This window comes from Tunturiibacter empetritectus (genome assembly GCF_013410875.1).
GTDB classification, from domain to species: domain Bacteria; phylum Acidobacteriota; class Terriglobia; order Terriglobales; family Acidobacteriaceae; genus Edaphobacter; species Edaphobacter empetritectus.
Genome location: NZ_JACCCU010000001.1, coordinates 1,729,317 through 1,755,722 on the forward strand (window position 1 = coordinate 1,729,317; position 26,406 = coordinate 1,755,722).

The window sequence follows — 26,406 nt, forward strand, 5'->3', positions numbered from 1 at the left end:
CGTTACAACTGCGAACCACCAAAAACTGGCTAACATGGAGTATTGATCGCCTTGAGCAGGGCAATAATTTGCTGGTCTAAATACATTCGCGAGGCGAAGTGAAGCAGGTTAAAACTCCTAAAGAATTCATATTCCATCGCCGTGAGCCCGAGTTTAGGAGCGAGCCCGAGGCTCTAGCTAATGCAGAAGCTCTCTTTGAGCGCGATGTGATCTCGATCTCGGACGGATTAATCGAGGCGATCGTACTGGAAGAGCAAATCGTAGACTCTCTCCTCATGGAAACTTCGATTCTCGAACGGGTCAATCTGTCGAACAGCAAATTCAGTTCGATCAAGCTCGCCGATGTGCGCCTGGTGAACTGCGATCTGGCAAATCTGGAGGCCAAGGCGATGTCCTTGGTGAGAGTTGAGTTCGTCAACTGCCGAATGACCGGTTTTCGCGCGAGTAAGTTGGATTGCCAGGACGTCTTGATCTCGCAGGGGGATCAGCGATACTCACAATTCCGCTTCTCTCACTTCAAATCTTCGGAGTTCGATTCTTGCAACTTTGAAGAGGCGGACTTCTATGGAGCGGATCTCACAGGCACTCGATTCCGCAGGTGTAATCTTCGGAACGCGGAGATGAGCAAGAGCAAGCTTGTCGATGCGGATCTGCGAGGATCGGTGGTGGATGGAGTGCAGTTGAATGCGGAGGACATCAAGGGCGCTGTGGTCGATGCATCGCAGGCACTGCAGTTCGCCCCGCTTTTGGGTATACGAATTGCATAGCTAGTTTTCACCACGCTGACACTTGTAGGGAGCTTGCATAGAAGCGCGTGCTTCGTTGACGGCGCCCTGAGTGTTGTCGTTGCTCTGCACTGCGAGGCGATACTCGTTGACTGCGCGGTCCCGTTGCCCGGTGCAGTCGAAGATGCGAGCTAGTTCAATGTGGCTCCAGACCTCGACCCACTTGGGGTCACCATCGCCGCGGAGGGCGTCGCGGAAGCTGTTAGCCGCGGACTGATAATTGCGCTGCATGAAAAAAATTTCGCCAATGCGATACGCAGCGAGCGAACTGTTCTTGTTGGCATCAAGAGCCTTTTGATATTCAATGAGAGCAGCTGTGAGATCCCCCTGAGCCACCTGCTCCTGACCACGGAGGACAGCGACGCGAACAGCCAGGTCGGGCGTACTCTTCAGCAGCCAGTTCTCAGGGTCGATGCTGATGCGGCGGGGACGCCCGAAGGTTTCGATGGAGTACTGCGAGTCGGATCCGGAGACATCGACGCGGCGAATCTCGGTCTTACCGTCGGTTTCGATGCGGAGCTCAATCGGCATCCGAAAGAGATCAAGATCTTGAGTGATAGCTCCAATCGTGCGAAATCCCTTATTGTTACCTAGACGGAATACGGAGTACTTATCGGCAAACGCGGGCGCTCCGGTGCCGTCGAGCCACTGGGCAAAGAACGGTTCAAGCTGTAGGCTTGACTCCTTTTCCGCTATGGTCTGGACGTTAGAGGTGTGGACAGACTTGTCAGCGTACTGCGAGAGAATGGCGCGGAGAAACTTGATGAAGACGTCGTCGCCCATCTCCCAGCGAAGCATGTGAAAGACCATGGCGCCTTTTTCTAGAGTCATTGACTGGAACTGAGGGGAGAAAGGGTCGAGCCGGCCAATAGTTGTTAGAGGCTCAGTGTCGTAGGCGAGAGCGCCGGCGGAGACGTCAGTAATGGCGGACTGGAAGGCATTTTTGCCAGAGGAATCTTCCAGATACATCAGCTCGGCATAGCGAGACATGCCGTTGGTGATCCAGGCATCATTCATCGTTGCGGGCGATATCTGGCTGCCCCACCACTGGTGGGCAAGAGTGTTGGAGAGGAGCCGTTGTTCGTTGCGCGCAGCAATTCGATTACCGGCGATTGCGGCGATCTCCGGCGCCCAGGCTGCGGAGACAGCATCATCAGGCAGTTCGACCAGGTTCATGCGGGTGGATTCGGTTTGGCCGAAGGTGCCGGACAGGAAGAGATATTCGCGCTCACCCAGGCTGGCGAAGTCATGAGCATGGTCTTTGTGTTTTTCGGTGACATAAACGCGCATGTTACCGGCGGTGATCGGCTCAAGAAACTTTCCTGCGATGATGGTGCCGGGAAAGCCGGGTTTGGACCACTTGAAGGTGTGCTCGGTTCGATTGCCAGGGAGGCTCTTTGCTGCGGCCACTCCGCTGCCTGAGCCCACAACACGCTCATCCGAAGGCACCCGGATGTGCATCTCGGCGGTGAACCGGTTGGTGAAGAGCCCGGTCATGGGGAACCAGCGCCCGGCGTAGAGGAGGATGCTGATAGGGTCTTCGACGGAGGCTAGCTTTATGCCTTCGACCGGGCTGGTCTCAGTACCTTTCAGGGTGCCGGAGTACTCGAAGTGATAGGTGGTGCTTGTCCCCTTCAACAGCGGCGTGGCCAGGGTGAAGCGGACGGTACTGTTGTTGGTAAGGCGTTCGGACTCGAGAGGATGGCCCTGGGCGTCGGTGACCTTCGTGATCTGAAGGCCGTTGTTCAGCTCGAAGGTAGGGGTTGAAAGCTCTTCAAGGGCGGTGAAGGTAACATCAGTTGTGGCGCTGAGACGATTGACCGAGGGGTCAAGGTCGGCGCTGATTATGTAGCTGATGATTTGCAGCTGAGGTTTGGCGGGTGCAGCCCAGACCGTCGCTGTGATTAGGCAGAGAGAGAGCGCTCTGGTGGATGTCGTTCGAAGGATGCGGAAGAGAGCGGCCATGCGAGCTAAGATTCCTCAAAACATCATGGTACAGCGGTCGATTGATTAGACGCTCACCGTTACGTTTAGGCCACCAGCGGAAGTACTTCGAGATAGCAGCTCTTCGACCCCATCGCAAACCCGCTGTATCGAGCTTGAATTCAGGTCTGGACGCAGGATGTGGCGGACTTCTGCGAGGTCGTCGATCATCTGCTCGCGTTCGGGGCTGTCAGCCAGCAGGGGAGCCAGGGCGGTCGCCACGTCTTTGGCAGTGAAGCGGTCCTGCAGGAGCTCCGGCACGATCCGGCGCCCGGCGATGAGGTTTACCATGGCGATGGGCAGGTTGCCGTTGGCGTCGGTTTGGCCGGCCGGCCAGATCTCAGGTGGGTAGCGAACAAGGCGTTTTGCCAACCGAAAGGTGACGGGGGAGACGCGGTAGACAACGACAAAGGGGTTTCCAAGGACCGCCGCCTGGACCGTGGCTGTGCCGCTGGCGACGACGCTGGCCCGGGCATGGTGGAGAGCCTCGTGGGCGTCGGGCACCAGATGAAGATGCAGGCGCTTCAGGTCTGACTCGGGCTTTGCCGGCCACCACTCGTCAGGGCCAGCGATATAGGCCGCTAACTTTTGACGATCGATAGTGGCAGCTACGGGCAATAGAAACTCGAACCCGGAGGAGAGTTGGTAAGTCAACTCGATCATTGCGTCTACGTTGGTGGTGACTTCTTTCCAGCGGCTACCGGGCAGAAGTGCTATCCACTGCCTGACCGGGTCAAGACCATGGGCTGCGGCGTAATCTTCGCGAGAGATCGCCGGTCTGGGAAGTTCAGCCAACGGATGGCCGACAAATGCAGCGTCAACTCCTCGGGCGCGGTAGAATTTCTCTTCAAACGGAAATATCACCATCATGCGATCGACGCGCTGCTGGATCCAACGGAGGCGGCGTCGCTTCCAGGCCCAGAGTTGCGGACTTACGAAGTAGATGACTGGGATGCCCAGTTTCTTCAGTTCGCGCGCAAGGCGGAGGTTGACGTCGGGAAAGTCGATGAGGATTGCGACGTCGGGGCGCCGCTCTTTGATGGCGGCCACGAGGCGGCGGTACTCCCCATAGATGTAAGGAATGTGCCGGATGACCTCGGTGATGCCCATGTGGGCGACATCCTCGGCGCGGACGATGCGCTCAAGGCCGGCCTCTTCCGACTCCCTCCCTCCTAGCCCGAAGCTGGTTAGGCCTGCCCGGCGGCTGCGAAGTTCAGAGAGGACCTGGGCGCCGTAGTGGTCGCCGCTGGCTTCGCCTGCCGAGAGGAAGATGCGCGGATTGGGACTAGTTGGCAATGGATCCAGTGTAGATTTTTATCGTGGAGATTGCATGGATTTAAGTGCAGCTAAAAAGGTTCGCTCGGTGCTCGAGCCGGCCAATAACGGGCTGGGTTGGGTCATCGTGCGGCTTCCGTTCGAGGTGGAGGAGGCCTGGAAGAAGATGGTTCGTCTGCGGGTGAAGGTTGAAATCGGGGGCGAGGTCTTCCGCACTTCGCTGTTTGGCGATGCAGTACGGGGCGGCCACTTCGTTCTGATGAACAAGAAGATGCAGCGAGCAGCCGCGGCGAAAGTCGGGACAGTAGTCGATCTCCGGATTGAGCCTGACCTTGCCGAACGCGAGGCGGTCGTGACGCCCGAGTTTGAGAGGCTCCTTAAGCGGGAGAAGAAGCTCGCCAGGTGGTACGGAGAGCAAAGCGGGTCGATGCAGCGCGAGGTAGGGAAGTGGCTGGCTGCGGTGGAAGGTCCACAGGCGCGGCAGAGACGGGCGGAGCAGATGGCCGAACGGATGTTGCTGACCATGGAAGGAGAGAGGGTGCTGCCCCCGGTGCTTGAGGTCGCGTTTAATAGGGTGCCGGCGGCTCGGAGAGGCTGGAAGCTATTGACGGTGACGCAGAGGAGGAGCAGCCTGCTCGCGATCTTTTATTATCAAAGCCCTGAGGCACGGGAGAAGCGGGTGAAGAAGTTGGTGGAGGATTGCCTGAAGGCGGCGAAAAGATGAGAGACCAAATTCTTTCTTTTGGGCTGGATATCGTCGGACGGGTGTTTCTTCGAAGAGACCGCCTGAATGGCTCGATGAAACGTCTGCTCGATGCGTTCGCCTTCGCCCAGCAGCGTCTGATTATTCACAGCGGTGACAGGAAACTATCTGCGGTATACGTTCGAGAGAGCGATGATGCACCTGTCTTTCTAATCTGCCATGGGATCGGTGAGCAGGTTGAATATTGGAGTGGCGTTCAGGAGCTTTTGAAGGCAATGGGCGTTTCATCGCTCGTATTCAACTACTCAGGATATGGCGCGAGTTCCGGAAGAGTGAGCGTACCCCATTGCGAAGAAGATGCGATTGCGGCCTATCGGTTGTTGAAGGATCACGGGCACCGGCACATTTTTCTGCTCGGCTTTTCTCTTGGCTCAGGGGTGGTCTTAGCTGTCACACCGACAATCGAGGTTGAAGGTGTGATTCTTTGCCAGGGGTATTCCACACTTCGCGAAGCGGCGCTTGCGATGGGGTTTCGACGTTGGATGACCCATGCTATGCCGGATGTCTGGCACAACCTTCGTCGGCTGAATGAAATAACAACTCCGGTTTTAGTCATACATAGTGATGGGGATCAACTATTCCCTATAGCCATGGCAAAGCGCGTCCACGAGGCTTCTGGGTCGAGAGGGGAGCTAATCATCGTCTCTGGATTTGCTCACGACGGGCCAGTCTACTTTCCGGCAGAGGTATACTGGCGTCCGATTGTTGAGTGGGCTGCGCGAATGTCTTCCAGGGTGGTTGCGGAGCAGTTGCCGACGGAAATCAGTCGGCGTTGAGAGGCTCCAGCGGGACAGAATCGCTCCCCGCGCTGAGTTCCTGATCGCGGTACTGGAGTTGGTAAAGCTTCCAGTAAAGCCCGCGTTCGGTGAGAAGCTGCTGGTGGGTACCGCGTTCGCGCAACTGACCTTTGTGCATCACGAGGATGGTGTCGGCGCGTTGAATCGTCGAGAGACGGTGAGCGATAAGGATCGAGGTGCGTCCGGTGATCATGCGGGAGAGTGCGAGGCGGACGCGAAGCTCGGTGTCGGTGTCGACCGAGGAGGTGGCTTCATCAAGAATCAGAATACCGGGATCGTGGGCGAGCGCGCGGGCGAAGCTGATGAGCTGTTTCTGACCGGTGGAGAGCGTAGCACCACGTTCGCGGACTGGTTCAGCAAATTGCAGCGGAAGCGAACGGATGAAGTCCCCAACGTTGACCTCGTCAGCTGCTAGTTGGAGCCGTTTGTCGGTGATCCATTTGGAGCCAAGGCGAATGTTGTCGGCGATGGTGCCGGTGAAGAGGAAGGGGTCCTGTAGAACAACGCCGAAGCGCTGGCGCAATTTCTTTAGATCCTGCTCGCGGACATCGATGCCGTCGACCAGAATGCTGCCGCGCTGGATGTCATAAAAGCGCATCATCAGGCCGGTGATGGTAGTCTTCCCGGCGCCGGTGTGGCCGACGATTGCGGCAGTTTCGTCGGGTTCGACGGTGAAGCTGACGCCGCGAAGAATCCATTCGATATCCGCAAAGGTGTTGAGTTCTTCTTCGGTTGCCGAGGCTATACGCACGTGTTGTGCGTCATCGAGCTTCTGATAGGTAAACCAGACGTTGTGGAATTCGACGCGTCCAGAGTTATCACCAGCGATCGGAGCGTCTGGCGAGACGATGGTCGGTTGCGTATCCAGCAGATTGAACACGCGTTCGCTGGCGGCCATGGCAGCTTGCAGAATGTTGTACTTCTCGCTGAGATCCTGAATGGGCCGAAAGAAGCGCTGCGCATACTGGATGAAGGCGATGAGAATGCCAACGGTCACGACGTTGCCGGCTTTCGGCAGAGCATGTAAAAGCGGCTGGAGTTCGTGCAGTTGCATCGCCTGAAGATAATGAAGCGCCGAAATGCCGCCGCGCCAGATCACAAGCGCGATCGCCGTAGCGCTGAGGAACTCAACGACTGGGTAGTAAACAGCGTAGGCGAAGATGGCGTCGGTCCAAGCTTGCTTATTCTCGGCATTAACTGAGGAGTAGTCGTTAAAGGCGCGGCGCTCGCGGTTGAAGAGCTGCACGATAGACATGCCCGAGACATACTCCTGCGTGAAGGAGTTGATACGCGCGGTAGCGGCGCGCTGACGCCTGTAGCTGTCGCGAACGTGGCGCCGAAAGATCTTGGTGACGTAAAGAATCGCCGGGATGACCGAAAGCGCCAGGAGAGCCAGAGGCCAGCTCATCCGCAGCATAATGAGAACGATGAAGAGAAGTACGAAGATGTCCTCGAAGATGGCGAGCACGCCGGAGGTAAACATCTCGTTGAGCGCATCTACATCCGAAGTCACGCGGGTGACAAGCTTGCCGACAGGGTTGTGATCGAAGAAGGAGGGCTGCATGCGTTGCAAGTGACGGAAGATCTGACTGCGAAGGTCGAACATGATCTTTTGGCCAGTCCACTGCATCATGTAAGTCTGCGCAAACTCCAGCACATAAGTGAGAAGCAGCGCACCGAGATAGAGACAACCGATCTGAGTGATGCCGGTCATGGGCCGCGAGCTGAGATGACGCGCAAGCCAAGAGAGCTTTGCCGGCGGCGTGTCGGTCATGTAGGTGTCGACCGCGACCTTGACCAGATACGGCCCCATGACATCTGTCGAAGCTTTGAAGAAGATGGTGAGTGCGGACAGGCCAGTCTGCAGCTTGTAGGGCCTCAGATAAGTTAGAAGGCGGCGCATGAGGCGCGCATCGTAGGCTTTGCCCGCGACCTCATCGTCCTGCGACGGTTTTTTCGAGGGCTGTTCCTTCGGATCCTTCGGTTTCTGGTCGTCGGCCATTTGCAGTCTTTATTCTAGATGCTTAAGGCTAGCCGGAGATTCGGAAGTGCAGTTCCACTAGGGTTTTACGTCGGTTACCACCGCACCCAGAACGTTGCCCTGGTTGTTCTGCTGGGCGAAGACCACCACGCGCATGTTGATCAAATTCGCATCTCCTGGCGCGTTGAGGCTGAAATTAAGTGGCCCGGCGCTCAGGTCTTTCAATGAGCCGATGCGTTGCAGATTCCGCACAACACCGACGTGCTTTAGCCGGCGGCCGCCATTTTCAACGTTGCGAACGTCGGTGAAGTCGGCCGGGTCGACAAGAGCAGCGTAGAGTTCGCCGTGCGACAAAGACGCCGAAGACGCTGGCAACGAGACAGAAGCTGAAATCTTTCGGGCGTCCACCGCGGGACGGGACAGCGACAGGTTCAGCTTGGCCTTCTGCGCAGCGCTCGTGATCGACCGGCGTGCGTGGGTGGAGTCGTTGCCCACGAACTGGTCGGCTCCGTCGACGATCATCTGCGGTGTGTAGACGCCATCGACGCCGAGGCGGGCACTGTACTGGTTTTGTCGCTCCGTGTACTGGTGCGAGGAGAACCGGTCGTGCCAGCCGAGGTTATCCCAGTAGTCGACGTGCTCCCCGAGAACGATGATCTCTACGTTCTGAATGGGCTGATCCTGGTCAAGCTTGGCCAGCAGCGCATCTGCGGGAGGGCAACTGGAGCAACCCTCCGAAGTGAAGAGTTCCACCAGCACCGGCGTGCGGTTAGACGAAGCAGATTGCGAGAGTGCGGAGATCGGCAGGGCAAGGAAGAAGAGCGAAAGGAAATAAGTGAAGAAGGAACGAATCTGCAACATAGGACGGAACCTCTTTTTTGTTAGAGTCGCCGTAGTTGGTTTAGTTACGTCGAGAAACGACAGGGCGTGAAACAATTGAGGGAGGGGTATTTTGGACGAATGGCTGGACCTGTCTGTGTCTACATCTCGGTTCCGTTCTGCAAGGCGAAGTGCACTTTCTGCAACTTTGCTTCCGATGTATTCGGCGCGGAACGAATGCAACCGTATATGGATCGCCTGTGTGGGGAGATTCGCGGAGCGCATACGGTTGCAGAAAGAATCGAAGCTTCGCTCCCCAGGGCTGTGGACACGATCTACTTCGGCGGAGGGACGCCTAGCCTGCTTTCGGGCCAAGAATTTAAGAAGATATTTCAGCACCTGCGCAGCGAGTTCGACCTCGACCCAGATGCAGAGATCACTCTGGAGTGCGCTCCCGGCCAGCTCGCGGATGAAACCTTGGACGAACTGCTGCAGCAGGGGATGAACCGGATCAGCTTTGGAGTTCAGTCGTTTGTTGACCAGGAGACGGCGGCCGTGGGGAGGCTGCATACCCGCCAGCAGTGCGACAAAGAGATTGCGAGGGTGACAGCGGCTGGCGTTCGCGAGATCAACGTTGACCTAATCGTCGGGCTGCCGCACCAGACAGCGCAGAGTTGGCAGTATTCGGTAGAGCAAGCGGTTGCAAGTGGTGCGCCACATATCAGCGTGTATCTACTTGAAGTGGATGATGACTCGCGATTGGGGCGAGAGATGCTGAAGCAGGGAAGCCGTTATAGTGCGACGGCCGTGCCTGATGAGGACCAATCTGCGGAGTGGTATCAGCAGGCGTGCGACATGCTGCACGAGGCAGGTGTGCAGCAGTATGAGATCTCGAACTTCGCGCGACCAGGACACCACTCCCGTCACAATCTGAAGTATTGGCAGCGTCAGCCCTACATCGGCTTTGGACTCGATGCTCACTCGATGCTCCTCGCTGGTCGGGATGCGGTGAGGTTTGCCAACACGAGCGATCTTGATCGATATCTCGGTCAAGCAGCCGAATCAAACTCGTTTCGGATATTTGGCTCGGGAGACCACACGACGCATGCCGAGGTGGATGTTGTCGGGCGCGGCCAGGCCTTTGAGGAGTCACTCTTTCTCGGCTTGCGTTTGAATGAAGGGGTCGATCTTGACCAGCTGCGGAGACAGTTTGGCGAGGACTTACTGGAAGAAACGATGCCTGCGCTGATGGAGGTCCGCGATGCAGGTCTCCTCGAACTCTATTCCGACAATATTCGGTTGACCCCACAGGGGCGATTAGCGTCGAACGAAGTCTTCAGCCGTCTGTTGATTCCTACCGCCGCGTAAATAAAGAACAACTATCACAGGAGAGAACGAAGACCATGATTGATCTGCGCAGCGACACCGTGACCCGTCCCACTGCAGCCATGCGCGAAGCGATGGCCTCCGCGGAGGTAGGCGACGATGTCTACAGTGAAGACCCGACCGTCAATCGTCTGGAGAGGGATGCCGCAGAGGTCTTTGGTCGCGAGGCCTCCATCTTCGTGCCAACGGGGACGATGGGAAATCAGATTGCAATTCGACTGCACACGCAACACGGGCAGGAGGTCATTTGTGAGGCGCGATCGCATGTGCTGGACTGGGAGATGGCGATGATGTCCGCATTCTCCGGCTGCCAGGCGCGGACGGTCGCGGCAGAGCGAGGCATTCTTACGTGGGACCACATCAAGCCTGCGATCGGAGCGAAGATCTACTACAGGGCACAGACTGGCCTTATCACTCTCGAGAACACACACAACATGGCCGGCGGTACAGTGACCCCGTTGAAAATTCTCGAAGAGGTATGGGCAGGCGCACGCGAAATTGGCTTACCAGTACATCTAGATGGAGCGAGAGTATTCAACGCTGCAACTGCGCTGGGACTCAGCGTTGCGAAGTTGACGAGCGGATTCGACACCGTGATGTTCTGTCTGTCAAAGGGTTTGGGCGCTCCCGTCGGCTCCATGCTGCTCGGCAGCAAAAAAGCGATTGAATCTGCGCGAGTTTATCGTAAAGCTTTGGGCGGAGGGATGCGACAGGCGGGGGTCCTCGCTGCTGCAGGGCTCATCGCCTTGCATGACATGCCAAAGCGGTTGCAGGAAGATCACTCAAACGCTCGTCTTTTGGCAGACGCGGTTGCAGCGGAGCCCAGTAAGGCAGAGACCGACCTGGATAGCGTGCAGACCAACATTGTGATCTTCAAGCTGCGCGGCAAAGACCACGCAAACGGTGGGGATGCCGTAGGCTTCGTTGCGGCCTTAAAGCAGAAAGGAGTGTTGGCCAGCGCCATTGGTCCGCACTCTGTACGATTCGTGACGCACTACGATGTTGATCGCGCCGCCTGCACCAACGCCGCAGTGATTATCTCTGAGGAGTTGCGGGCGCTCTAGCGGCGAACCCGGCTTTGCTTCGCAGCTTTAGTCTCCGCCGGCATTGATGGTGGGATTGGTCGCGAGGAAGACGCTCACCTGGGTGCCGTGCGATGCATCGCTTGTGTCGCTGGTAACCGAAATAATCCCCCCGTGTTTATTGATGATTCCACGGCTCACCCAAAGGCCGAGGCCAGTGCCATGCTCTCCTTTGGTCGTGAAAAAGGGTTGAAACAGGTGTGGCTGCACATCGTCTGGAATGCCCTCGCCATTATCGGCGATCGTTACCGTTGCTCCTGCCTGCTGCTTCTGGCCGTTTGCTTCGACGCTTGCGCTCCGTGGCGCGACGCTGACCTTCACCTTACCGCCAACGCCCGCTGCTTCGGCTGCATTGGTGATGAGGTTCGTGAAGACTTGGCGCAGTTCTGCAGGAAAGGCACAGACTTTGATCGGTTCAGGCATCTCGGTTGTAATCGTGACACCGAGATCACTCAGCCGCCTTTCCATCAGGAGAAGAATCTCCTCGAGCATCTCTTTAAGATCGACGACCACAGGAGCCTTCGATTCGCGATACAGCCCAAGCATGGCGCGGCTGATCTGCGTGACTCGCGTCAACTCCTGTTCGGCCATGTCCATGAAGTGGACAGACTCTTCCGGAGACGCTCCATTGCGCATTAGGTAAAGCAGATTCGACACAGAATCTAGCGGATTGTGAATTTCGTGCGCGATAGTGGCAGCAAGACGACCTGCAACCGCCAACTTCTCATTCGCGATCAAAGCCTCTTGTGTCTTGCGTTCCTTCGTGATGTCGCGAAAGACAAGAACGATACCGATCGTGTTGCCGACCTTATCGCGGATCGGCGCGCCGCTGTCGGAGATATCGAGTTCAGTGCCATCCTTGCGCAGAAGAATCGTGTGATGGTTTGCCATGCCCACGATCTTGTCCAGCCGCCTCACCTTTGCGACTGGCGTCTCCACCGGTTGACGCGTAGTCTCGTCGACGATGCGGAAGATCTCTTCAAGTTGTCGTCCATTGGCTTCAGACTGGCTCCAGCCCGTCAACTCCCTGGCCACGGGATTCATCATCTGGATGCGGCCTCCGGCGTCGCACGTGATGACGCCATCGCCGATCGATTCGAGCGTGGTCCGAAGTTGCTGCTCCGATTGGTAGAGCTCTTCCGCGCGGCGGCTAAGAATATCGAGCGACCCTCGATAGGCCGCGGAGACGGCATGGAGACGGCTTCGCGTAAACAGGCCAATAAACACTCCCATGCCAAGGGCCAGCGCGAGCAACACTAGCAGCAGGCTATGAACCTGGCGATGCCAGAGGGCGATGCGCCGGGCGCGGCTGGCCTCAGCCTTCTGGATAATATCGGTCAGGTCGTGGCGAACGTTATCCATCAACACCTTGCCGTGAAGGTTCAGATCCACGTCGTTCGTCTGTCCCCCTCCGCGAACGGTCGCAATAACGGGAAGGGCAAACGCATCCTGCCACGTCTGGTGTTCGTCTCGGAGATCCGCAATGTCGTGCTTCTGGTCCGCGTCCGCGCCTGCCATGTTGTCGAGGGTCTGAATCTCGGTCTGCAGGTGGGACTCAGCCTCGTAAAACGGCTGCAAAAATCTTGTGTCGCCGGTAGTTTCATATCCGCGCAGACCCGATTCCTCATCGACAACCAGCTTCGAGAGAAGGGTGGCCTGGGAGATTCTGGCATCAGATTCCTGGATCAAATTCACGGTGACATTCGATCCCCTGATCTGAACGTAGAGCGCACCGGCGACCAACAGCAACGCCACCACAGGCAATACGAACACCTGCCTTAAAATGTTATTGAACTGACTTAGATTCACAGTCCTCTCAATCTCGTACTTTGCTTTGAGGGGTGGGTCAACTGACTGGTTGCAGCAGGCTGCCTAGTTTTTCCAGAAGAACCGGCGCGCCCTCTCCCTTGGTCATATACAGATCAACAACAGCAGTCACCTCGGGAGCCAGCCCAATATAAGCCGAGAGCAGAAGGATAGGGACCTGGGGCTTGACCCGACGCATTTGGAGAGCGATCTCGCCCCCGTGCATGCCCGGCATCGAATAGTCCAGCACAACCGCCTCCACTGGCTCAGCAGAGAAGATAGCGAGCCCAGTCGGTCCATCAGAGGCGGTCAGCACTCGATATCCAGCCCGTTCCAGCAAAATCTTCCGAACCTCGAGCCCGATTCGTTCGTCATCCACGCAAAGGACGAGATTGGAGTTCCGTTTCATGGAGTTCAGATCATCTACAACTTGTAGAGTTACTCTAGAGTATACGAACGTACTCTTCATACGGTTTACTGTGGATGATTCATCGTACGTTAGCAATCCCCCGTCCGGGGTGCGCTAACCTGACGTTAATCAAGTCGCGATTTGACAGGGGTTTACGAAGTGAGTCAGACGATTTTTGTTTTGGAAGACGATGCGGATATCTCCCGCTTGGTGCAGTACCACCTGGAGAGCGCAGGTTTTACAGTTCGCCCATATCTCGCTATCAATCAGATACTTGCCGATGCTGAACGGCAGCCGCCCGCGCTTTTCCTCCTGGATATTATGGTGCCTGGCGGCGACGGCCTCGACCTGTGCCGGCGGCTTCGTCAGAATCCTACCCTCAGCGTGGTTCCGATCATCTTCCTCACCGCCCGTGCAGCTGAGAACGACCGCGTCCACGGCTTGGAGATGGGTGCCGATGACTACATCACCAAGCCCTTCGCCACCCGTGAGCTCGTAGCCAGAGTTAAGGCAGTACTAAGGCGCTTCGAGCGGCCAAGCTCGCCCTCGGTGCTGAAGTTCGAGAACGTAGAGATCGACGCCAGTGCCATGCAGCTTCGCGTGAACGGCGAACTGGTAACGACGACGGCGACAGAGTTCCGGCTTCTGGACTATCTCGCCCGGCATCCTGGACGCGTCTTCAGCCGCGATCATCTCTTGGATGCAGTTTGGGGCGATGCCCGCTTTGTCACGCCGCGCTCCGTCGACGTGTATGTCCGGCGTATTCGCGAAAAGATCGAGGCTGACGCCGAGACGCCGCGCTATCTTAAGACCATGCGCGGTGCAGGCTATCGGTTCGAGATTCCGAAGGCGGCACAGGCCTAGGCGAGGGGGCAACTCGTGAGGCGCAGCTTCTTTCTTTCGGTATTCTTCCGCATCGCGATCGCATCGGTACTCTGTGCGCTGGTCGGGCTCTCCTCGCTCCCGTACCGATGGATCATCGCTGGCCTGCTCGTAATCGCATGGGCCGGCATCAGCGCGTTTTTTCTGGCGCGTTCAGTTCGGCAGGACGTCACACTTTTACAAAACTCGGCCGCGGCCGTTCCTGAACGCCAGGTCGGGGAGATCAATCCCACCTTCACCGACTTCGATGGACTGGCACGTGCCATCTCCGTCGCCTCCGATCACGTCAACCGCTCGCTGAGCGACGCCTCGGAGAGTCGCCACGAGCTTGAAGCGATGATCGACAGTATGCAGGATGCCGTTGTGGCCGTCGATCCCGCCGGCCGCATCCAGTGGACCAATCAGCGGATGCAGAAGCTGATTCCAGGCGCCTCGTTCAGTAGTGCCATCCGCGTCGGCCATGCGCTAGTCCAGACTATCCGAGACCCGGAGATTCTGGACTGTGTTCGGACCGCACTCGAACAGAGAGTCGTGAGCGATGGCCGATCGACCTCACTTCTGCCTGGGCGTATCTTTGAAGTCAACGTCTCTCCGATGCCCGGTGGCGGAGCCGTGGCCGTTCTCCACGACATCACACGCATCGAACAAGTTGAACGAACCCAGCGCGACTTCGTAGCCAACGTCTCGCATGAGCTGCGTACTCCGCTTACCTCGATCACCGGTTACGTTGAAACTCTGCTCGACCATGAGGCATCGCTCAGTCAACCTGCGCGAGAATTTCTGAGTATCATCCTGAAGAACGCAACTCGCATGAACCGCCTGACCGAAGATCTCCTGGTCATGGCGCGAGTCGAATCGTCCGAACAGGAGTTGCACCCGGCTCCCATCCCAGCCGACATTCTGGTACGCGACGCCGTGCAGGCGATGAGCGGCCTCGTACAGGACACCGAATCCATCCTCGAAATCGGTGACATTTCCACTGCCGAGGTCTTCGCTGACACTGACGCCATCCTCCAGGTGCTCAGCAATCTCATTGAGAATGGCATCAAGTACGGGCAGGCCAGGAACGCGCCCGTCTCCAAGGTGGTCGTCTCGTCCCGGGATGTGTGGGATCCGATTGAAGCCGTCGAGTTCAGTGTTCGCGATTTTGGCCCCGGAATTGCTTCAGAACATCTCGGCCGCATCTTCGAGCGCTTCTACCGGGTCGATAAAGCGCGCTCACGGGAGTCGGGAGGCACCGGGCTGGGACTCGCGATCGCACGACATATGGTGCAGACGCACGGCGGATCGATTCGTGCAGAAAGCGAGCTAAACGCCGGCAGCAACTTTATCTTCACACTCCCCAAGGCTCAGAACTTGGTGGAATAATGCCGTTTTCACTACGATGTAACCTCTCCGTAACAATTCCGCCTCACACTCAATATTGAGATGTATTGACTGATTGATTTGGATCGATGCATTTAATCCTAGGGGGACGAGTGAAACTGAAAGTCATCGCAGCAGCCGTATTGGCGCTTGTAACTGCCGGAGCCAACGCACAGAACATCAACGGAGCCGGGGCGACCTTCCCCTATCCGATCTACTCCAAGTGGTTTAGCGAGTACAGCGCGCTGCACCCGGAAGTGAAGATCAACTACCAGTCCATCGGCTCCGGTGGCGGTATCCGCCAGGTCTCCGAAGGCACAGTGGACTTCGGCGCCAGCGATAGCCCTATGACCAACGATCAGCTTAGCGCGGCCAAGGTCAAGGTCATGCACATTCCTACCGTTCTGGGGGCCGTTGTTCCGGTGTACAACATTCCAGGCATCAACAAGGATCTGAACTTCTCAGGTGATGTAATTGCCGATATCTACCTCGGCAAGATCACGAAGTGGAACGATTCCCGCATCGCGAAAGACAACCCTGGCGCCAACCTGCCGGATAAGGCCATCCTTCCCGTTTACCGTTCGGACGGAAGCGGAACGACCTTCATCTTTACCGACTACCTCTCTAAAGTTTCGTCTGGCTGGAACTCCGGTCCTGGAAAGGGAGCCTCGATCAAGTGGCCTACGGGAATCGGGCAAAAGGGCAACGAAGGCGTCGCCGGCATGGTTCGTCAGTCGCCGTTCTCCTTCGGATATGTCGAGCTGATCTACGCCGAGACGAACAAGATGAGCTTCGGTGCGGTACGGAATGCCTCGGGCAAGTTCCTTAAGGCCTCCACCGGCGGAGTCACCGCTGCCGCCGCCGGTGCCGCTAAGACGATGCCCGCAGACTACCGCGTCTCCATCACCAACGCACCTGGAGCGGACGCCTACCCGATCTCCAGCTTTACCTGGCTGTTGATCCCGACTCACTCCACCGATCCGAACAAGGCAAAGGCGCTGGCTGACTTTTTAGGCTGGATGCTGGATCATGGCGAAACCGAAGCCGCTGCGCTGACCTATGCTCCGTTGCCCAAGCAAGTGCAGGATATGGTTCGCAAGAGCATCGCGAACGTAAAGTAGCTACTCTGCCGCACGGGTTTCACATTGAAGTCCGTGCGGCATCTTTTTCTTCGCAGCTCCAGGGCAGTAAGCTCGATACAATCGATCCGTAGAGTCAACCGTCAGGAAAATAGGATTGTGTCTTCTACCCGTATGACTCCCGAACGAGAATCCAGTTCTCCGTTGCCTGTGCCATCGCTTCTGCCACAGCCTCCTGTGGCATCTGCTCCGAACGCGACGCCGGCTCCGGTTGGTGGTGCTCCGTCTCCAATTCGAGACTTCCTCAGCAAGCGGGGAAGTGGCACTTTTGCTGATAACAGCTTCGCTGCGGTTATGCTTCTATGCGCCTGCAGCATCTTCGCGATTGTCCTCTTCATCTTCGTCATACTTGTAGTTCATTCCCGCTTGAGTCTCATCCAGTTCGGCTGGAAGTTCTTCACGCGTCAGGCATGGGATCCGGTCTCGGGCGACTTCGGCGCGCTGCCCTTCATCTATGGCACACTCGCCACTTCGCTGCTGGCTCTGTGCATGGCGGTCCCTCTGGCACTTGGCGTAGCGATCTTTCTTACAGAACTGTGCCCGCGCGTGCTTCGCGCTCCGATCTCCTTCCTGACCGAGCTACTGGCGGCCATCCCCAGCGTCGTCTATGGTCTTTGGGCAGTCTTCGTACTTGTCCCGCTCATGCGCGACCTCATCGGCCCCTTTCTCTATAGGATCCTGGGCTGGACAGGCTTCTTCGAAGGCACTAACTTCGGCGTTGGTCTCCTAACCGCCAGCATGATCCTCGCCATCATGATCCTTCCGATCATCTCCTCACTAACCCGCGACATCATGAACGCAGTCCCCAATAGCCAGCGCGAAGCTGTCCTTGCCCTGGGAGCCACTCGGTGGGAGATGATTCGCATCGGCGTGCTGCGCAACTCCCGCATCGGCATCGTCGGAGCAATCATGCTGGGCCTCGGACGCGCACTCGGAGAGACGATGGCCGTCACGATGGTCATCGGTAATCATCCCGATATCAGCAAGTCCCTCTTCGCTCCCGGCTACACGCTGGCAAGTGTCATCGCGAATGAGTTCTCGGAGGCCACCGGCGACCTCTACCTCAGCGCGCTCATCGAGATTGGTCTCGCCCTCTTCCTGGTTACCATCGTCGTCAACGCCATCGCACGCCTGATGGTTTGGGCAGTCACACGCAACGCACCGGCGCGGGTGAACTGACATGAGTAGTCAACCCCTGAGCAACCAGCCACGCCCCATGGACTTCGAATCTCCGTCCATGCGCAGGAATACGACACGGCGCACCGCCACCAACTACTTCGTCAGCGGTCTTTGCATCCTCGCGACCGTCCTGGTAATCCTCCCCCTGATCGCAATCCTCTTCTACCTCATCTACAAGGGCGCCAGCTCGCTGAATCTCGCGTTCTTTACCCACATTCCCGCTCCGGTGGGTGAGGCGGGCGGAGGTATGGCGAACTCCATCGTCGGTTCAGGCATCGTCCTCCTGCTTGCCAGTCTGATGGGTATCCCGATCGGCATTGCCGCCGGTGTCTATCTGGCGGAGTTTGGTCGCGGCAAGACCCTCGCCACCGCGGTCCGTTTCACCGCCGACGTGCTCAATGGCGTTCCATCGATCGTCATGGGCATCTCGATCTATTCGCTGATCGTTGTCCAGCAAAAACACTTCTCTGCTCTGGCTGGCGGAGTAGCTCTCGCGATCATGATGGTCCCAACCATCACACGCACCACCGAAGAGATGTTGGCCACGGTGCCGCACGCTATTCGCGAAGCAGCTCTTGGTCTCGGCGTCCCCAAATGGAGGACAGCGATCTCAGTCAGCCTGCGCACGGCCTCGCCCGGCATCATCACCGGCTGTATGCTGGCATTCGCCCGTGTTGCCGGAGAGACCGCTCCGCTGCTCTTCACCGCCTTCGGAAATCAGTTCTGGAACTTCAAACTCAGCGAACCGATCGCCGCCCTGCCGCTGCAGATCTACGTCTACGCCATCTCGCCGTATGACGAGTGGCATCGTCTGGCCTGGGCCGGCTCGCTCGTTCTCATCGTCTTAATTATGGTCTCAGTCACGCTCGTCCGCATCTTTGCCAACCGCGGCGTACTCAAGGGAGGAAGCTAGTGGGAGTCGGCATTTTAGTTGAGGATTTGAACGCGTGGTATGGAACAACCCACACCCTGCAGGACATCAACCTGCACATCCCGGCGAACCACGCCACTGCGCTCATCGGCCCTTCGGGCTGTGGCAAATCCACCTTCGTCCGCTGCCTCAACCGCATGCACGAGACTAACCCCATCGCCCGCGCCACCGGCATCGTCAAAATGGGCGACATCGACATCTACAACGATGCCTCCCCAGTAGAGATCCGCCGCCGCGTCGGAATGGTCTTCCAGCGCCCCAACCCCTTCCCGACCATGTCCATCTACGACAATGTCGTCAGCGGACTCAAGCTCAACGGTTTCCGCAACCGCCGCATCCTCGACGAGACGGTCGAGCGTTCACTCAAACAGGCCGCGCTCTGGGAAGAGGTCAAGGATGACCTCAAGAAGAAATCAGGAGCTTCGCTATCCGGAGGTCAGCAACAGCGCATGTGCATCGCCCGCGCGCTCGCCGTCGATCCCGAGGTTCTGCTGATGGACGAGCCGGCTTCCGCGCTGGACCCCGTCTCTACCTCCAAGATCGAAGATCTCATCTTCCAGCTTAAGAGCCAGTACACCATCGTCATCGTGACGCACAACATGCAGCAAGCCGCCCGAGTTGCGGAGAACACCGGCTTCTTCCTCAATGGCAAGATGGTCGAGTTCGATTCCACCCATAAGATCTTCACCAATCCGCGCGACAAGCGAACGGAAGATTACATCACCGGGAGATTCGGCTGATGCGCGTCAAATTTCATCAGAGTCTCGACGACTTGAAAGAAAAGCTGCTTGTCATGGCGGGCATGGCGGAGCAGGCAATTCAGCGTTCTATTGAAGCCTATCGCACGCGCGACCTTTCGATCTGCGAACTTGTCTTCCGGGCCGAACCCTCCATCAATCGCCTCGAACGTGAGATCGATCAGATGGCGCTCGATCTGCTGGCCATGGAACAGCCAATGGCCATCGACCTTCGCTTTATCCTCTCTGTGATCAGGATCAACGCCGATCTCGAACGCGTAGGCGATCAGGCAGTCAACATCGCCGTGCGCGTTCGGGAGATGGGCGCCTTCGCCAACATCGATCTCCCCGTCGATATTCCTAAGCTCGCCTCGCTCTCTTCTGCGATGGTTCGCAAGTCCCTCCAGGCCTTTATCGAAGGCGACGCCGAACTGGCCGAATCAGTTCTGCGCCTCGACGATCAGGTCGACGAGATGAATGATGCGGCGTTTTACGCGCTCAGCTCACTCATCAAGGAAAAGCCCGAACTTACACCGCAATCGCTCAACGCTCTGATCATCTCCCGCAACCTGGAACGCGTCGGAGATCACGCGACAAATATCGCAGAAGATGTCATCTTCTGGGTTCGAGGTGCGGACGTTCGCCATAACAGCACCGCACCGTAGGTTTCAGTGAAGAGGACACCAAGTTCCATAAACTTCTATACCATCAGACCGTCCTAGGTTCCCACCAGACGAGTTTTGGCAACATCGGGTAGTATAAGCCAACCCGCAGCCTTCCGTTCTCAACGCGGTCCCTCATCATCTGAGCATAAGCTTCCATCTGCTCCCCGTACTTCGTTCGCTCTTCAGCAAGAAACTCCTCAAGTCCTTCACGTCCGTGGGTTGCAGTTTTGTAGTCGATGATCCAAAGATAACTGGCTCCTGCCTGCATCGGTTGTGGCCCGCTATAAAACACTCGATCCAGCCGCACACTGCTGCGCACATCATGCCACGCGCTCAGAGAGAGTTCGTTCGACGCTTGTTTATGCTGGCTCAGCACCCATCGTCCTTCTTCGTCCTGCAGCATGTTAGCCAGCGCAGTCTTCACTCGTGGGACCAGCCGCTCGACTACGACCAGAGATAGTCCATCTCCCCGCAGCACCGACGCAATTCTGGGAGTCCATCCCGCCACTTCGTACAGTACGGCTGCAACCCCCACTCCCTCTGCCAGCCTTTTGGCTAGCACCTCGAGGAAAGCATGGACGGCATTGCCAAAGGCACGAGCCTCGAAAGAACCCGAAGGTCTTTCAAAGGGTTTAGGTCCTGCTGCAATCGCATCCTCTCCATGGGAGAGCTGTCGCTTCATCGAAAATCGTGACTCCGGCCTGAATTCCATCGGAAGGCGCTTAAGCATTGTGGGGCGTGTCGCTTCGTCGGCGCCCGCCGCGATCTCGCCGACAAAGCTCTCGTCTTCAGACTTGGGAAACATCATGGGCAATTGAATGAGCCTCTGCGAAGCCGGAGCACCAGCCGTAAAGTGCCGCCCCACTGCGGGCCATGCCGTAGCTAGCAGACTCCCATATGGCCGGATAACCTCTCCTCTCACCGTTGCTTCAGGAGATGCGAACAGATGCAGCTCCTCCCGCGCTCGCGTGCATGCAACATAGAAGACGCGCTTTCTCTCCGCAGCCTTCTTCGCTCTATCAATACCCCTCAACCAGAGATTCAGCGCCCTTGAACCTTCGCCGCGACCCGCGATCGGCGCGAGCATAATATGAGCCGCTTCCGCATCGGCGGAATCGATTTCGCTCCACGTCAGCAACCTTTCGCGATCTGCAGGGTCCTTCTTCTGAAGCCCCGGTACCATCACAACATCCCATTCCAGGCCCTTTGACTTATGGATAGTCATCAAATCAACAGCCCAACCTCCGCTCGCCGACTGAGCAAACAATTTATCGAGTCGACGTTTCAGCAGGCTCAGATCGATCGTGCCGCTGTCTCCTTCCATCTCATCTAGAAGCTGCAGATACCTTCGTGCATTGCCCAGCTCCTCCGGCGTTAAAGACACATCCCCGCCCAACGATCGCCACGTCCTCTCTACCCACTGGGCCGCGCTTAAACCCGACCGTTTCTCTTCTGCCGCCTGCAGCACTGGCCACACGCGCAGCACTCTTGCGCGACTCTCTTCCTCCAGCAGTTCCAGCCTCTCTGCAATCACATCTCCCATGCACCGCTCTGCCCAGTCGGGATCATCCGCTCCAGCGAGCATATGAAGATCGGCACGACCCAGGCCGCACCACGGAGCACGCAACACTGCGAGCCAAGCCACACGATCTGCCGGGTGCATCAAAGCTCTGGTCAGCGCAAAGAGATCGAGAACCTCCTGCCTCTCACCCAGTGCCTCTATATCCACTGCGCGAAACGGAATCGCCCCCTTCGATTTGTTCTTCAGCTCCGCAACGATATCCGTTAGCAAGTTGCGGCTCCGCACCAGCACTGCCAGCTTCCACGGCTCGCTTCGTCCTGGAGGCAGCGGCCTGCGACGCCAATGTTCAACGATAGCCCGCACCTGCTCCGCCTCCAATTTGGCTTGCTGACGTTTCGCTCGTTTCATCGCTTCAGTCGAAGTCTGCCAAGGCAGCACTCGGGCATGCCACATAAGGTTTAGCGAGCCACTTCGCGAAGAGCCACGTACAGCCTGAGCCTCAACATACGGCACGTCCTCAGGGTTCGTTGCGCTGACCGTCCGAGGAAACAGAAGAGAAAAATCATCATTGAACGCGTCAACAAGAGTCCTCTGCGAACGGAAGTTTGCCGTCAACTGTAGTCTGCCAACGGGAAGATCCCCCAGAAACTCCGTCTGCATCGTCTTCACAAACCGCTCCACTCGCGCCTGCCGGAACAGGTAGATCGACTGCTTCGGATCGCCGACAAGAAATACCGTCTGACCATGCCCGTCCCACCTCTGGGTGATCAGTTGAATCAGCTCGTATTGGCCCGTGGACGTGTCCTGCATCTCATCGACCAGCAGATGCTGAAGACTCATTCCCAATGCCCTGTTCAAATCCGCGACTGCGCCCTCACGCTGCAATGCGACCCGCGCCAGCAGTCCAAGCTCGGCAAAATCGCACTCTTCGCGTCGCGCAAACACCAGCTGCAACTCAGCCAGCGCCCTGTTCAAAACTCGAAACAACGCCTTGGCCACGACCCACTGCTCCTGCGGGTACTCAATAGGCGGCAAACTCCTCACTCTCTTGATCGCCTCCAGCACATCGTCGCGATCCCGCAGCTGTTCCACCAGAAGCCTCAACCGCTCAGCATGATGCCTTTCAATCTTGAACCCGAGATGATTACGAGCCGCCGTCGCCCTCCACTTCGACTCCTGAGTCGTGAGGAGATGAATCAAAGCTCGCCAGTGTTCAAGGTCTTCAGCGGTCTCCTGCGGCGTATTGTGTAGACCGGCGCACATAGCAATCGGTGATGGACTTCCTCGATAACCTTCCGCATGCCCCATCTCGCTCGCAAGGGAGGCTAGTTCCTGCAAAATATCCGCCGGAACGCTGAGAGACAGTCGCGTCAGCCCTTCACAGACAGCCTGCTCCAGCGCTAGCTCAAGCTTAGGCAACACCGTTTCATCCAGAAAAGTGTCATCCAGCTGTTGCGTCCCCAGCGGAACAAGTTCGCCCCACTGATTGCGCAACGGCAGCATCTCCATCAACAGCCGCTCGCAGTCGCGAAGGCTACCATCTCGATGCAACAGCACGGTGCGCAGCGCAGCATCCAGCTCCACATTGTCTCCACCAAGTTGCATCAAAGTCTCTCTCGCCGCTTCGCGATACATCAACATTCCATCTTCAACCGGTGTTTGTCGGCCTCCAGCGCCCGAGAGAACCGGTAACAATCGCGCTACTTCACCGCAGACCGAATCGATCGTGCGAATATTCAATCTTCGTGGATGTTGCAGCAACTCCCATCCCAAAATGCCATCGCGCCGGAGCACGCTCTCCGCCAAAGCACGAGTCTCACGATCAAAGTCCGAGTTACTCTTCAGAGGCTCGCCTCGGGCAGCGTTCTCCAGCTGACCAATCACGCGCTCCCGCATCTCCGCCGTGGCCTTTACTGTAAACGTAATGGCCAGGACCTGGCTGGGATCTTCGACACTCTCGTCAGCCAGCAGCTTTAGATAGCGTTGAGTTAGCAGCCCGGTCTTGCCAGACCCCGCAGGCGCCTCGACGATCCACGACCGTCGAATATCAAGCGCTCGTTCACGCTCCTGCCAGTCCGGCGGCCGTGTACCGGTCGTATCCAGTGGAGGGGTGTCGCTCTGTGGCACCACAAAAAGATTAGCCACGACCCACCTCTGCAGCAAAGCCGTCCTCCTGCTCTTCCTCCTCCTCCAGCAGCGAAACGTTAAGCCTGCACAAGATCCTCTGTCCGCAGTGTGCGCAGGTCCCCGGAAACGTCTTCGGACTCACGCGCGCCTCACCTGAGTGAAACTCCTCAGCCAGCTCCGCCAGCACCTCTCTCCATCGCTCCACCTGAGCTTCAAGTGTTGCAGCTTCTTTTAGCCTGGTTGGCTTGGGTAGCACTCCGTCACTCGCTGCGTACCCCTGCAGGCCACGGTCTTTACCAGCCTTGACGAGACCAAATGCGACGCCTTGCAGCTGATCCGCCTGAGAAAGAATCGCATAGAGCGGAAGCTGTGGAGCGTTGGGCCTCTGCGTCAGCCAATCATTCGGCGAAGCCGAGCCCGTCTTGTAGTCGATCAGTACCTCGCCGCCTTCCACGACGTCGACCCGGTCCATACGCACACTCAGACGCAGCGGCCCAACGCGAACATCCTCGAACTCCTTCTCGCTGAGCTTCACCTCAAACGGCAGTCCTCGCTCCAGCTCCAGCTCCAGCCAACCGGATAGAAGTCTGCGCAACCTCTCGTTCTGCACCTCTACATAAGTCTTGTCCCAACCGGTCGCACTCGACTCTGTTGCCTTCCTTAACGCCTGGATGACACACCACGCCAGCGCCTCCTCACGTTCCTCCATCGTCATCGAACGCAGATTATCCTGTGTCTTTACCCCGTCCCAAAAAAGCTCGAGCGCCTTGTGTAGTGCTGTGCCGCTCTCTCTCGCGTCCATGCCTGGTTCAATCGACTCAATCTCTGCCGACCACAGACGCTTCTCCGCAAATGCACGAAAGCTACATGCCGCCTGCAGCTCTAAAACCTTGGCGCCACCGCGAATCACCCTATCTGGCGGAGCCTGAACTTGAGCTGCGTCCGCAAAATCTTCCAACTCAACGATGGTTCGCTGTGATTCCTCCCCCACAAGCTCATCAGCCCTAGCCGCCTCCAGATTGAGTCGAGTCAACAGCGGGGATGGCCTCTGCTCTCCGTCCGAAGATTCCTTGGCATAGCTGAAAACAACACCACCGGCACTTGCCGCGATCCGTTCCGTGATCCTCTGTGCGCGTTCACTGTCGAGCGCAGAATCAGTTCCCGGCATCTTCAATTCACGCTGTAGATGCCAGGGCAGCAGGGAACTACCGACCATCGGCATCGGCCAGGTGAGATCGCCCGCGCGCGAGAACCACACCGCATCAAACGTGCTTCCTGCTGCCTCCAGAGGGCCCATCACCTGTACCGGCGCCCTTCGTGACTCCGGGGCAAACATCGTCAGCCGCGCAACTCCTTCGAGAGCCGCTAGTGCCTGTGCATAGTCCACGGGCACACCGTCAAAGTCCAGCGTCGCAAGTTCGTCCAGAGCACTCTCCCACTTGAGCATCATCTGAAATTCGACACTGGCCTCCCCGCGCTCTGAGCCCCACGCCGCCGTTTCCAGAAGCTCCCGCATCTTCTCCGCCCACTCTGCATGAGAGCGTTCATCGAGCCCTTGCAATCGACCCGCAACCCGCTGCATCGCGCGCAATGTGCTGAGCACTTGCGGAAACTTCACCTTCCGTTTTGATCGATCCATCATCTCGACCAATTCACGCAGCGAGATCTCCGGCCGCAGCATCCGGGCCTTACGCAGCTCAAAGGCATCGAACTCCGCACGTGCATTCCGCTCTCCTCGGCTCATCGCGAAGTAAGGCGACAGCAGCAACGCACTCACTCTCTCCAGCGGCAACGGCTCGCTTGACCATCGCAGCAGATCAAACGCTGCAGCAACCAGGGGCGCCTCCCCCAACGTAGAACCAAGGGAAAACTCATAAGGTCCGACGTGATCGTCCGCACGAATGTCTTCAAGCTCTGGTGCCAGCACCTCACGAAATACGCGGTCAATCTCTCTGCGCTCACTCTCAAGTGCCGGCACAATCACAGCAACGGTTGTTCCTGTGTTCTCTTCGAGAAACCTCCGCACCCAGCGCGCCGCGAGAAACAGCTCCTCCTGACCATCCACCGCTTCCACCAGCAGACGTCTCTGTGCGGGGAGCTTCAGCCGCAGTTCCTCCACTTGTACTCCCGTCGAACGGAAAGCCTCCACCAATCGGCTTTGCGATGGAGTCATCTGATCGAATCCCACCAGCGCGATCCTGTCCGCTACGAGCCCCAAGAATACGCTTCTCGTACCCCCCCGTTCGACTTGTACCCGGAGCGCGTCTTCCAACTGGGCCCCTGTTATAAATTCCTCAGCCAAACAAAGCCGTTCAAACGTGCGTGACCATCGTTGGAACGATCGTGTATCTGAGTTGCCGATCGCCGCTTGCAGGCTCAATCGCCCATCGTAACTGCATATCAGTCGCCAAGCGTCCGCCGCCATAGCCGCCAGCGCATCCACAGTCCGCAAACTTGCGAGTTCCTCGTCAGCTTCGAGAATGGTTCGCCAAACCACCAGTTCCTGCGACCGATTCAACCTCATCGCAGTGACGCGGCCCTCCACCAACAGCCGCTGCCACATGTCGGCAAGCCACGTATCCCACGACATCACGGCTGCGGGTGACCAGCTCGCCAGACCCAACGCCCGGTTGCGCCGATCCCACTCCAGTCGAATGGCCCGCGCTGCCCGTTGATTGCTTGTTACGACAACTGAACCCTGCTTCAACGCCTCAGCAATCCCACCCGGCAGCAGCCCGCGACCATCCATCCTTTGGTTATACGCCCAACGCCG

At 57.6% G+C, this 26,406-nt stretch carries 20 protein-coding genes; 12 read left to right on the forward strand and 8 right to left on the reverse strand.

The genetic code is table 11. The features are described from left to right. The first annotated feature begins 206 nt into the window (after positions 1-206). On the forward strand, positions 207-767 hold the full coding sequence (locus HDF08_RS22105) for a pentapeptide repeat-containing protein (protein ID WP_179637848.1): 561 nt from the start codon (positions 207-209) through the stop codon (positions 765-767). On the opposite strand, the gene HDF08_RS07335 is transcribed toward HDF08_RS22105, so the two are convergent. Beyond that, the gene (locus HDF08_RS07335) at positions 768-2,750 is read right to left on the reverse strand and encodes a M1 family aminopeptidase (RefSeq protein ID WP_179637849.1); all 1,983 of its coding nucleotides are present in this window, start codon (positions 2,748-2,750) and stop codon (positions 768-770) included. Positions 2,751-2,795: 45 nt separating this feature from the next. Then, positions 2,796-4,064 carry a lipid-A-disaccharide synthase gene (gene lpxB / locus HDF08_RS07340; protein ID WP_179637850.1) on the reverse strand — a complete coding sequence of 423 codons (1,269 nt, stop codon included), beginning with the start codon at positions 4,062-4,064 and terminating at the stop codon, positions 2,796-2,798. 34 nt (positions 4,065-4,098) lie between these two features. Here lpxB and HDF08_RS07345 point away from each other — a divergent pair, with 34 nt between their 5' ends. Both HDF08_RS07345 and HDF08_RS07350 read left to right on the forward strand, forming a co-directional pair. Further along, on the forward strand, positions 4,099-4,767 hold the full coding sequence (locus HDF08_RS07345) for a YdeI/OmpD-associated family protein (protein ID WP_179637851.1): 669 nt from the start codon (positions 4,099-4,101) through the stop codon (positions 4,765-4,767). Next, entirely contained in the window at positions 4,743-5,582 is an 840-nt protein-coding gene (locus HDF08_RS07350) for an alpha/beta hydrolase (RefSeq protein ID WP_179637852.1), read from the forward strand. The genes HDF08_RS07345 and HDF08_RS07350 overlap by 25 nt, the downstream gene beginning before the upstream one ends. Here the strand turns inward: HDF08_RS07350 and HDF08_RS07355 are convergent. Both HDF08_RS07355 and HDF08_RS07360 read right to left on the reverse strand, forming a co-directional pair. Further along, entirely contained in the window at positions 5,569-7,605 is a 2,037-nt protein-coding gene (locus tag HDF08_RS07355; protein ID WP_179637853.1) for an ABC transporter ATP-binding protein, read from the reverse strand. The two genes, HDF08_RS07350 and HDF08_RS07355, sit on opposite strands and share 14 nt — an antisense overlap. A gap of 57 nt (positions 7,606-7,662) precedes the next feature. After that, a complete protein-coding gene (locus tag HDF08_RS07360; RefSeq protein WP_179637854.1) occupies positions 7,663-8,445 on the reverse strand; it encodes a DUF1223 domain-containing protein in 783 nt (260 codons plus the stop codon). A 99-nt stretch (positions 8,446-8,544) separates the two neighbouring features. Here HDF08_RS07360 and hemW point away from each other — a divergent pair, with 99 nt between their 5' ends. Together hemW and HDF08_RS07370 are read left to right on the forward strand one after the other, a co-directional pair. Further along, positions 8,545-9,771, forward strand: coding sequence for a radical SAM family heme chaperone HemW (gene hemW / locus HDF08_RS07365; protein ID WP_179637855.1), 1,227 nt, complete (start codon positions 8,545-8,547; stop codon positions 9,769-9,771). A gap of 35 nt (positions 9,772-9,806) precedes the next feature. Further along, positions 9,807-10,853 (forward strand): threonine aldolase family protein, encoded by a 1,047-nt coding sequence (locus tag HDF08_RS07370; protein WP_179637856.1) that lies wholly within the window; start codon positions 9,807-9,809, stop codon positions 10,851-10,853. A gap of 27 nt (positions 10,854-10,880) precedes the next feature. On the opposite strand, the gene HDF08_RS07375 is transcribed toward HDF08_RS07370, so the two are convergent. Together HDF08_RS07375 and HDF08_RS07380 are read right to left on the reverse strand one after the other, a co-directional pair. Next, complete coding sequence (locus HDF08_RS07375) at positions 10,881-12,680, reverse strand: ATP-binding protein (RefSeq protein WP_179637857.1); 1,800 nt, start codon at positions 12,678-12,680, stop codon at positions 10,881-10,883. Positions 12,681-12,717: 37 nt separating this feature from the next. Further along, positions 12,718-13,086: a response regulator gene (locus tag HDF08_RS07380; protein WP_179637858.1), complete on the reverse strand. Its 369-nt coding sequence runs from the start codon at positions 13,084-13,086 to the stop codon at positions 12,718-12,720. Between the two features lie 159 nt (positions 13,087-13,245). Here HDF08_RS07380 and HDF08_RS07385 point away from each other — a divergent pair, with 159 nt between their 5' ends. The 7 genes from HDF08_RS07385 to phoU all read left to right on the forward strand — a co-directional run bounded on the left by HDF08_RS07385 (position 13,246) and on the right by phoU (position 19,984). Beyond that, positions 13,246-13,950 (forward strand): winged helix-turn-helix domain-containing protein, encoded by a 705-nt coding sequence (locus HDF08_RS07385; RefSeq protein ID WP_179584361.1) that lies wholly within the window; start codon positions 13,246-13,248, stop codon positions 13,948-13,950. A 15-nt stretch (positions 13,951-13,965) separates the two neighbouring features. After that, positions 13,966-15,336, forward strand: a complete 1,371-nt coding sequence (locus HDF08_RS07390; RefSeq protein ID WP_179637859.1) for a sensor histidine kinase — start codon at positions 13,966-13,968, stop codon at positions 15,334-15,336. Between the two features lie 110 nt (positions 15,337-15,446). Then, complete coding sequence (pstS, locus tag HDF08_RS07395; RefSeq protein WP_179637860.1) at positions 15,447-16,454, forward strand: phosphate ABC transporter substrate-binding protein PstS; 1,008 nt, start codon at positions 15,447-15,449, stop codon at positions 16,452-16,454. Between the two features lie 117 nt (positions 16,455-16,571). Continuing rightward, positions 16,572-17,651, forward strand: coding sequence for a phosphate ABC transporter permease subunit PstC (gene pstC, locus HDF08_RS07400; RefSeq protein WP_373563132.1), 1,080 nt, complete (start codon positions 16,572-16,574; stop codon positions 17,649-17,651). Position 17,652: 1 nt separating this feature from the next. Beyond that, positions 17,653-18,564, forward strand: a complete 912-nt coding sequence (gene pstA / locus HDF08_RS07405; protein ID WP_257030908.1) for a phosphate ABC transporter permease PstA — start codon at positions 17,653-17,655, stop codon at positions 18,562-18,564. Further along, positions 18,564-19,322 carry a phosphate ABC transporter ATP-binding protein PstB gene (pstB, locus tag HDF08_RS07410; RefSeq protein ID WP_179637861.1) on the forward strand — a complete coding sequence of 253 codons (759 nt, stop codon included), beginning with the start codon at positions 18,564-18,566 and terminating at the stop codon, positions 19,320-19,322. Before pstA ends, pstB begins: the two co-directional genes overlap by 1 nt. After that, positions 19,322-19,984 carry a phosphate signaling complex protein PhoU gene (phoU, locus tag HDF08_RS07415; protein ID WP_179637862.1) on the forward strand — a complete coding sequence of 221 codons (663 nt, stop codon included), beginning with the start codon at positions 19,322-19,324 and terminating at the stop codon, positions 19,982-19,984. Before pstB ends, phoU begins: the two co-directional genes overlap by 1 nt. 43 nt (positions 19,985-20,027) lie before the next feature. Here the strand turns inward: phoU and HDF08_RS07420 are convergent, their stop codons facing one another. Beyond that, positions 20,028-23,651 carry a UvrD-helicase domain-containing protein gene (locus HDF08_RS07420; protein ID WP_179637863.1) on the reverse strand — a complete coding sequence of 1,208 codons (3,624 nt, stop codon included), beginning with the start codon at positions 23,649-23,651 and terminating at the stop codon, positions 20,028-20,030. After that, positions 23,644-26,382: a PD-(D/E)XK nuclease family protein gene (locus HDF08_RS07425; protein ID WP_179637864.1), complete on the reverse strand. Its 2,739-nt coding sequence runs from the start codon at positions 26,380-26,382 to the stop codon at positions 23,644-23,646. The genes HDF08_RS07420 and HDF08_RS07425 overlap by 8 nt, the downstream gene beginning before the upstream one ends. Positions 26,383-26,406: the final 24 nt, after the last annotated feature.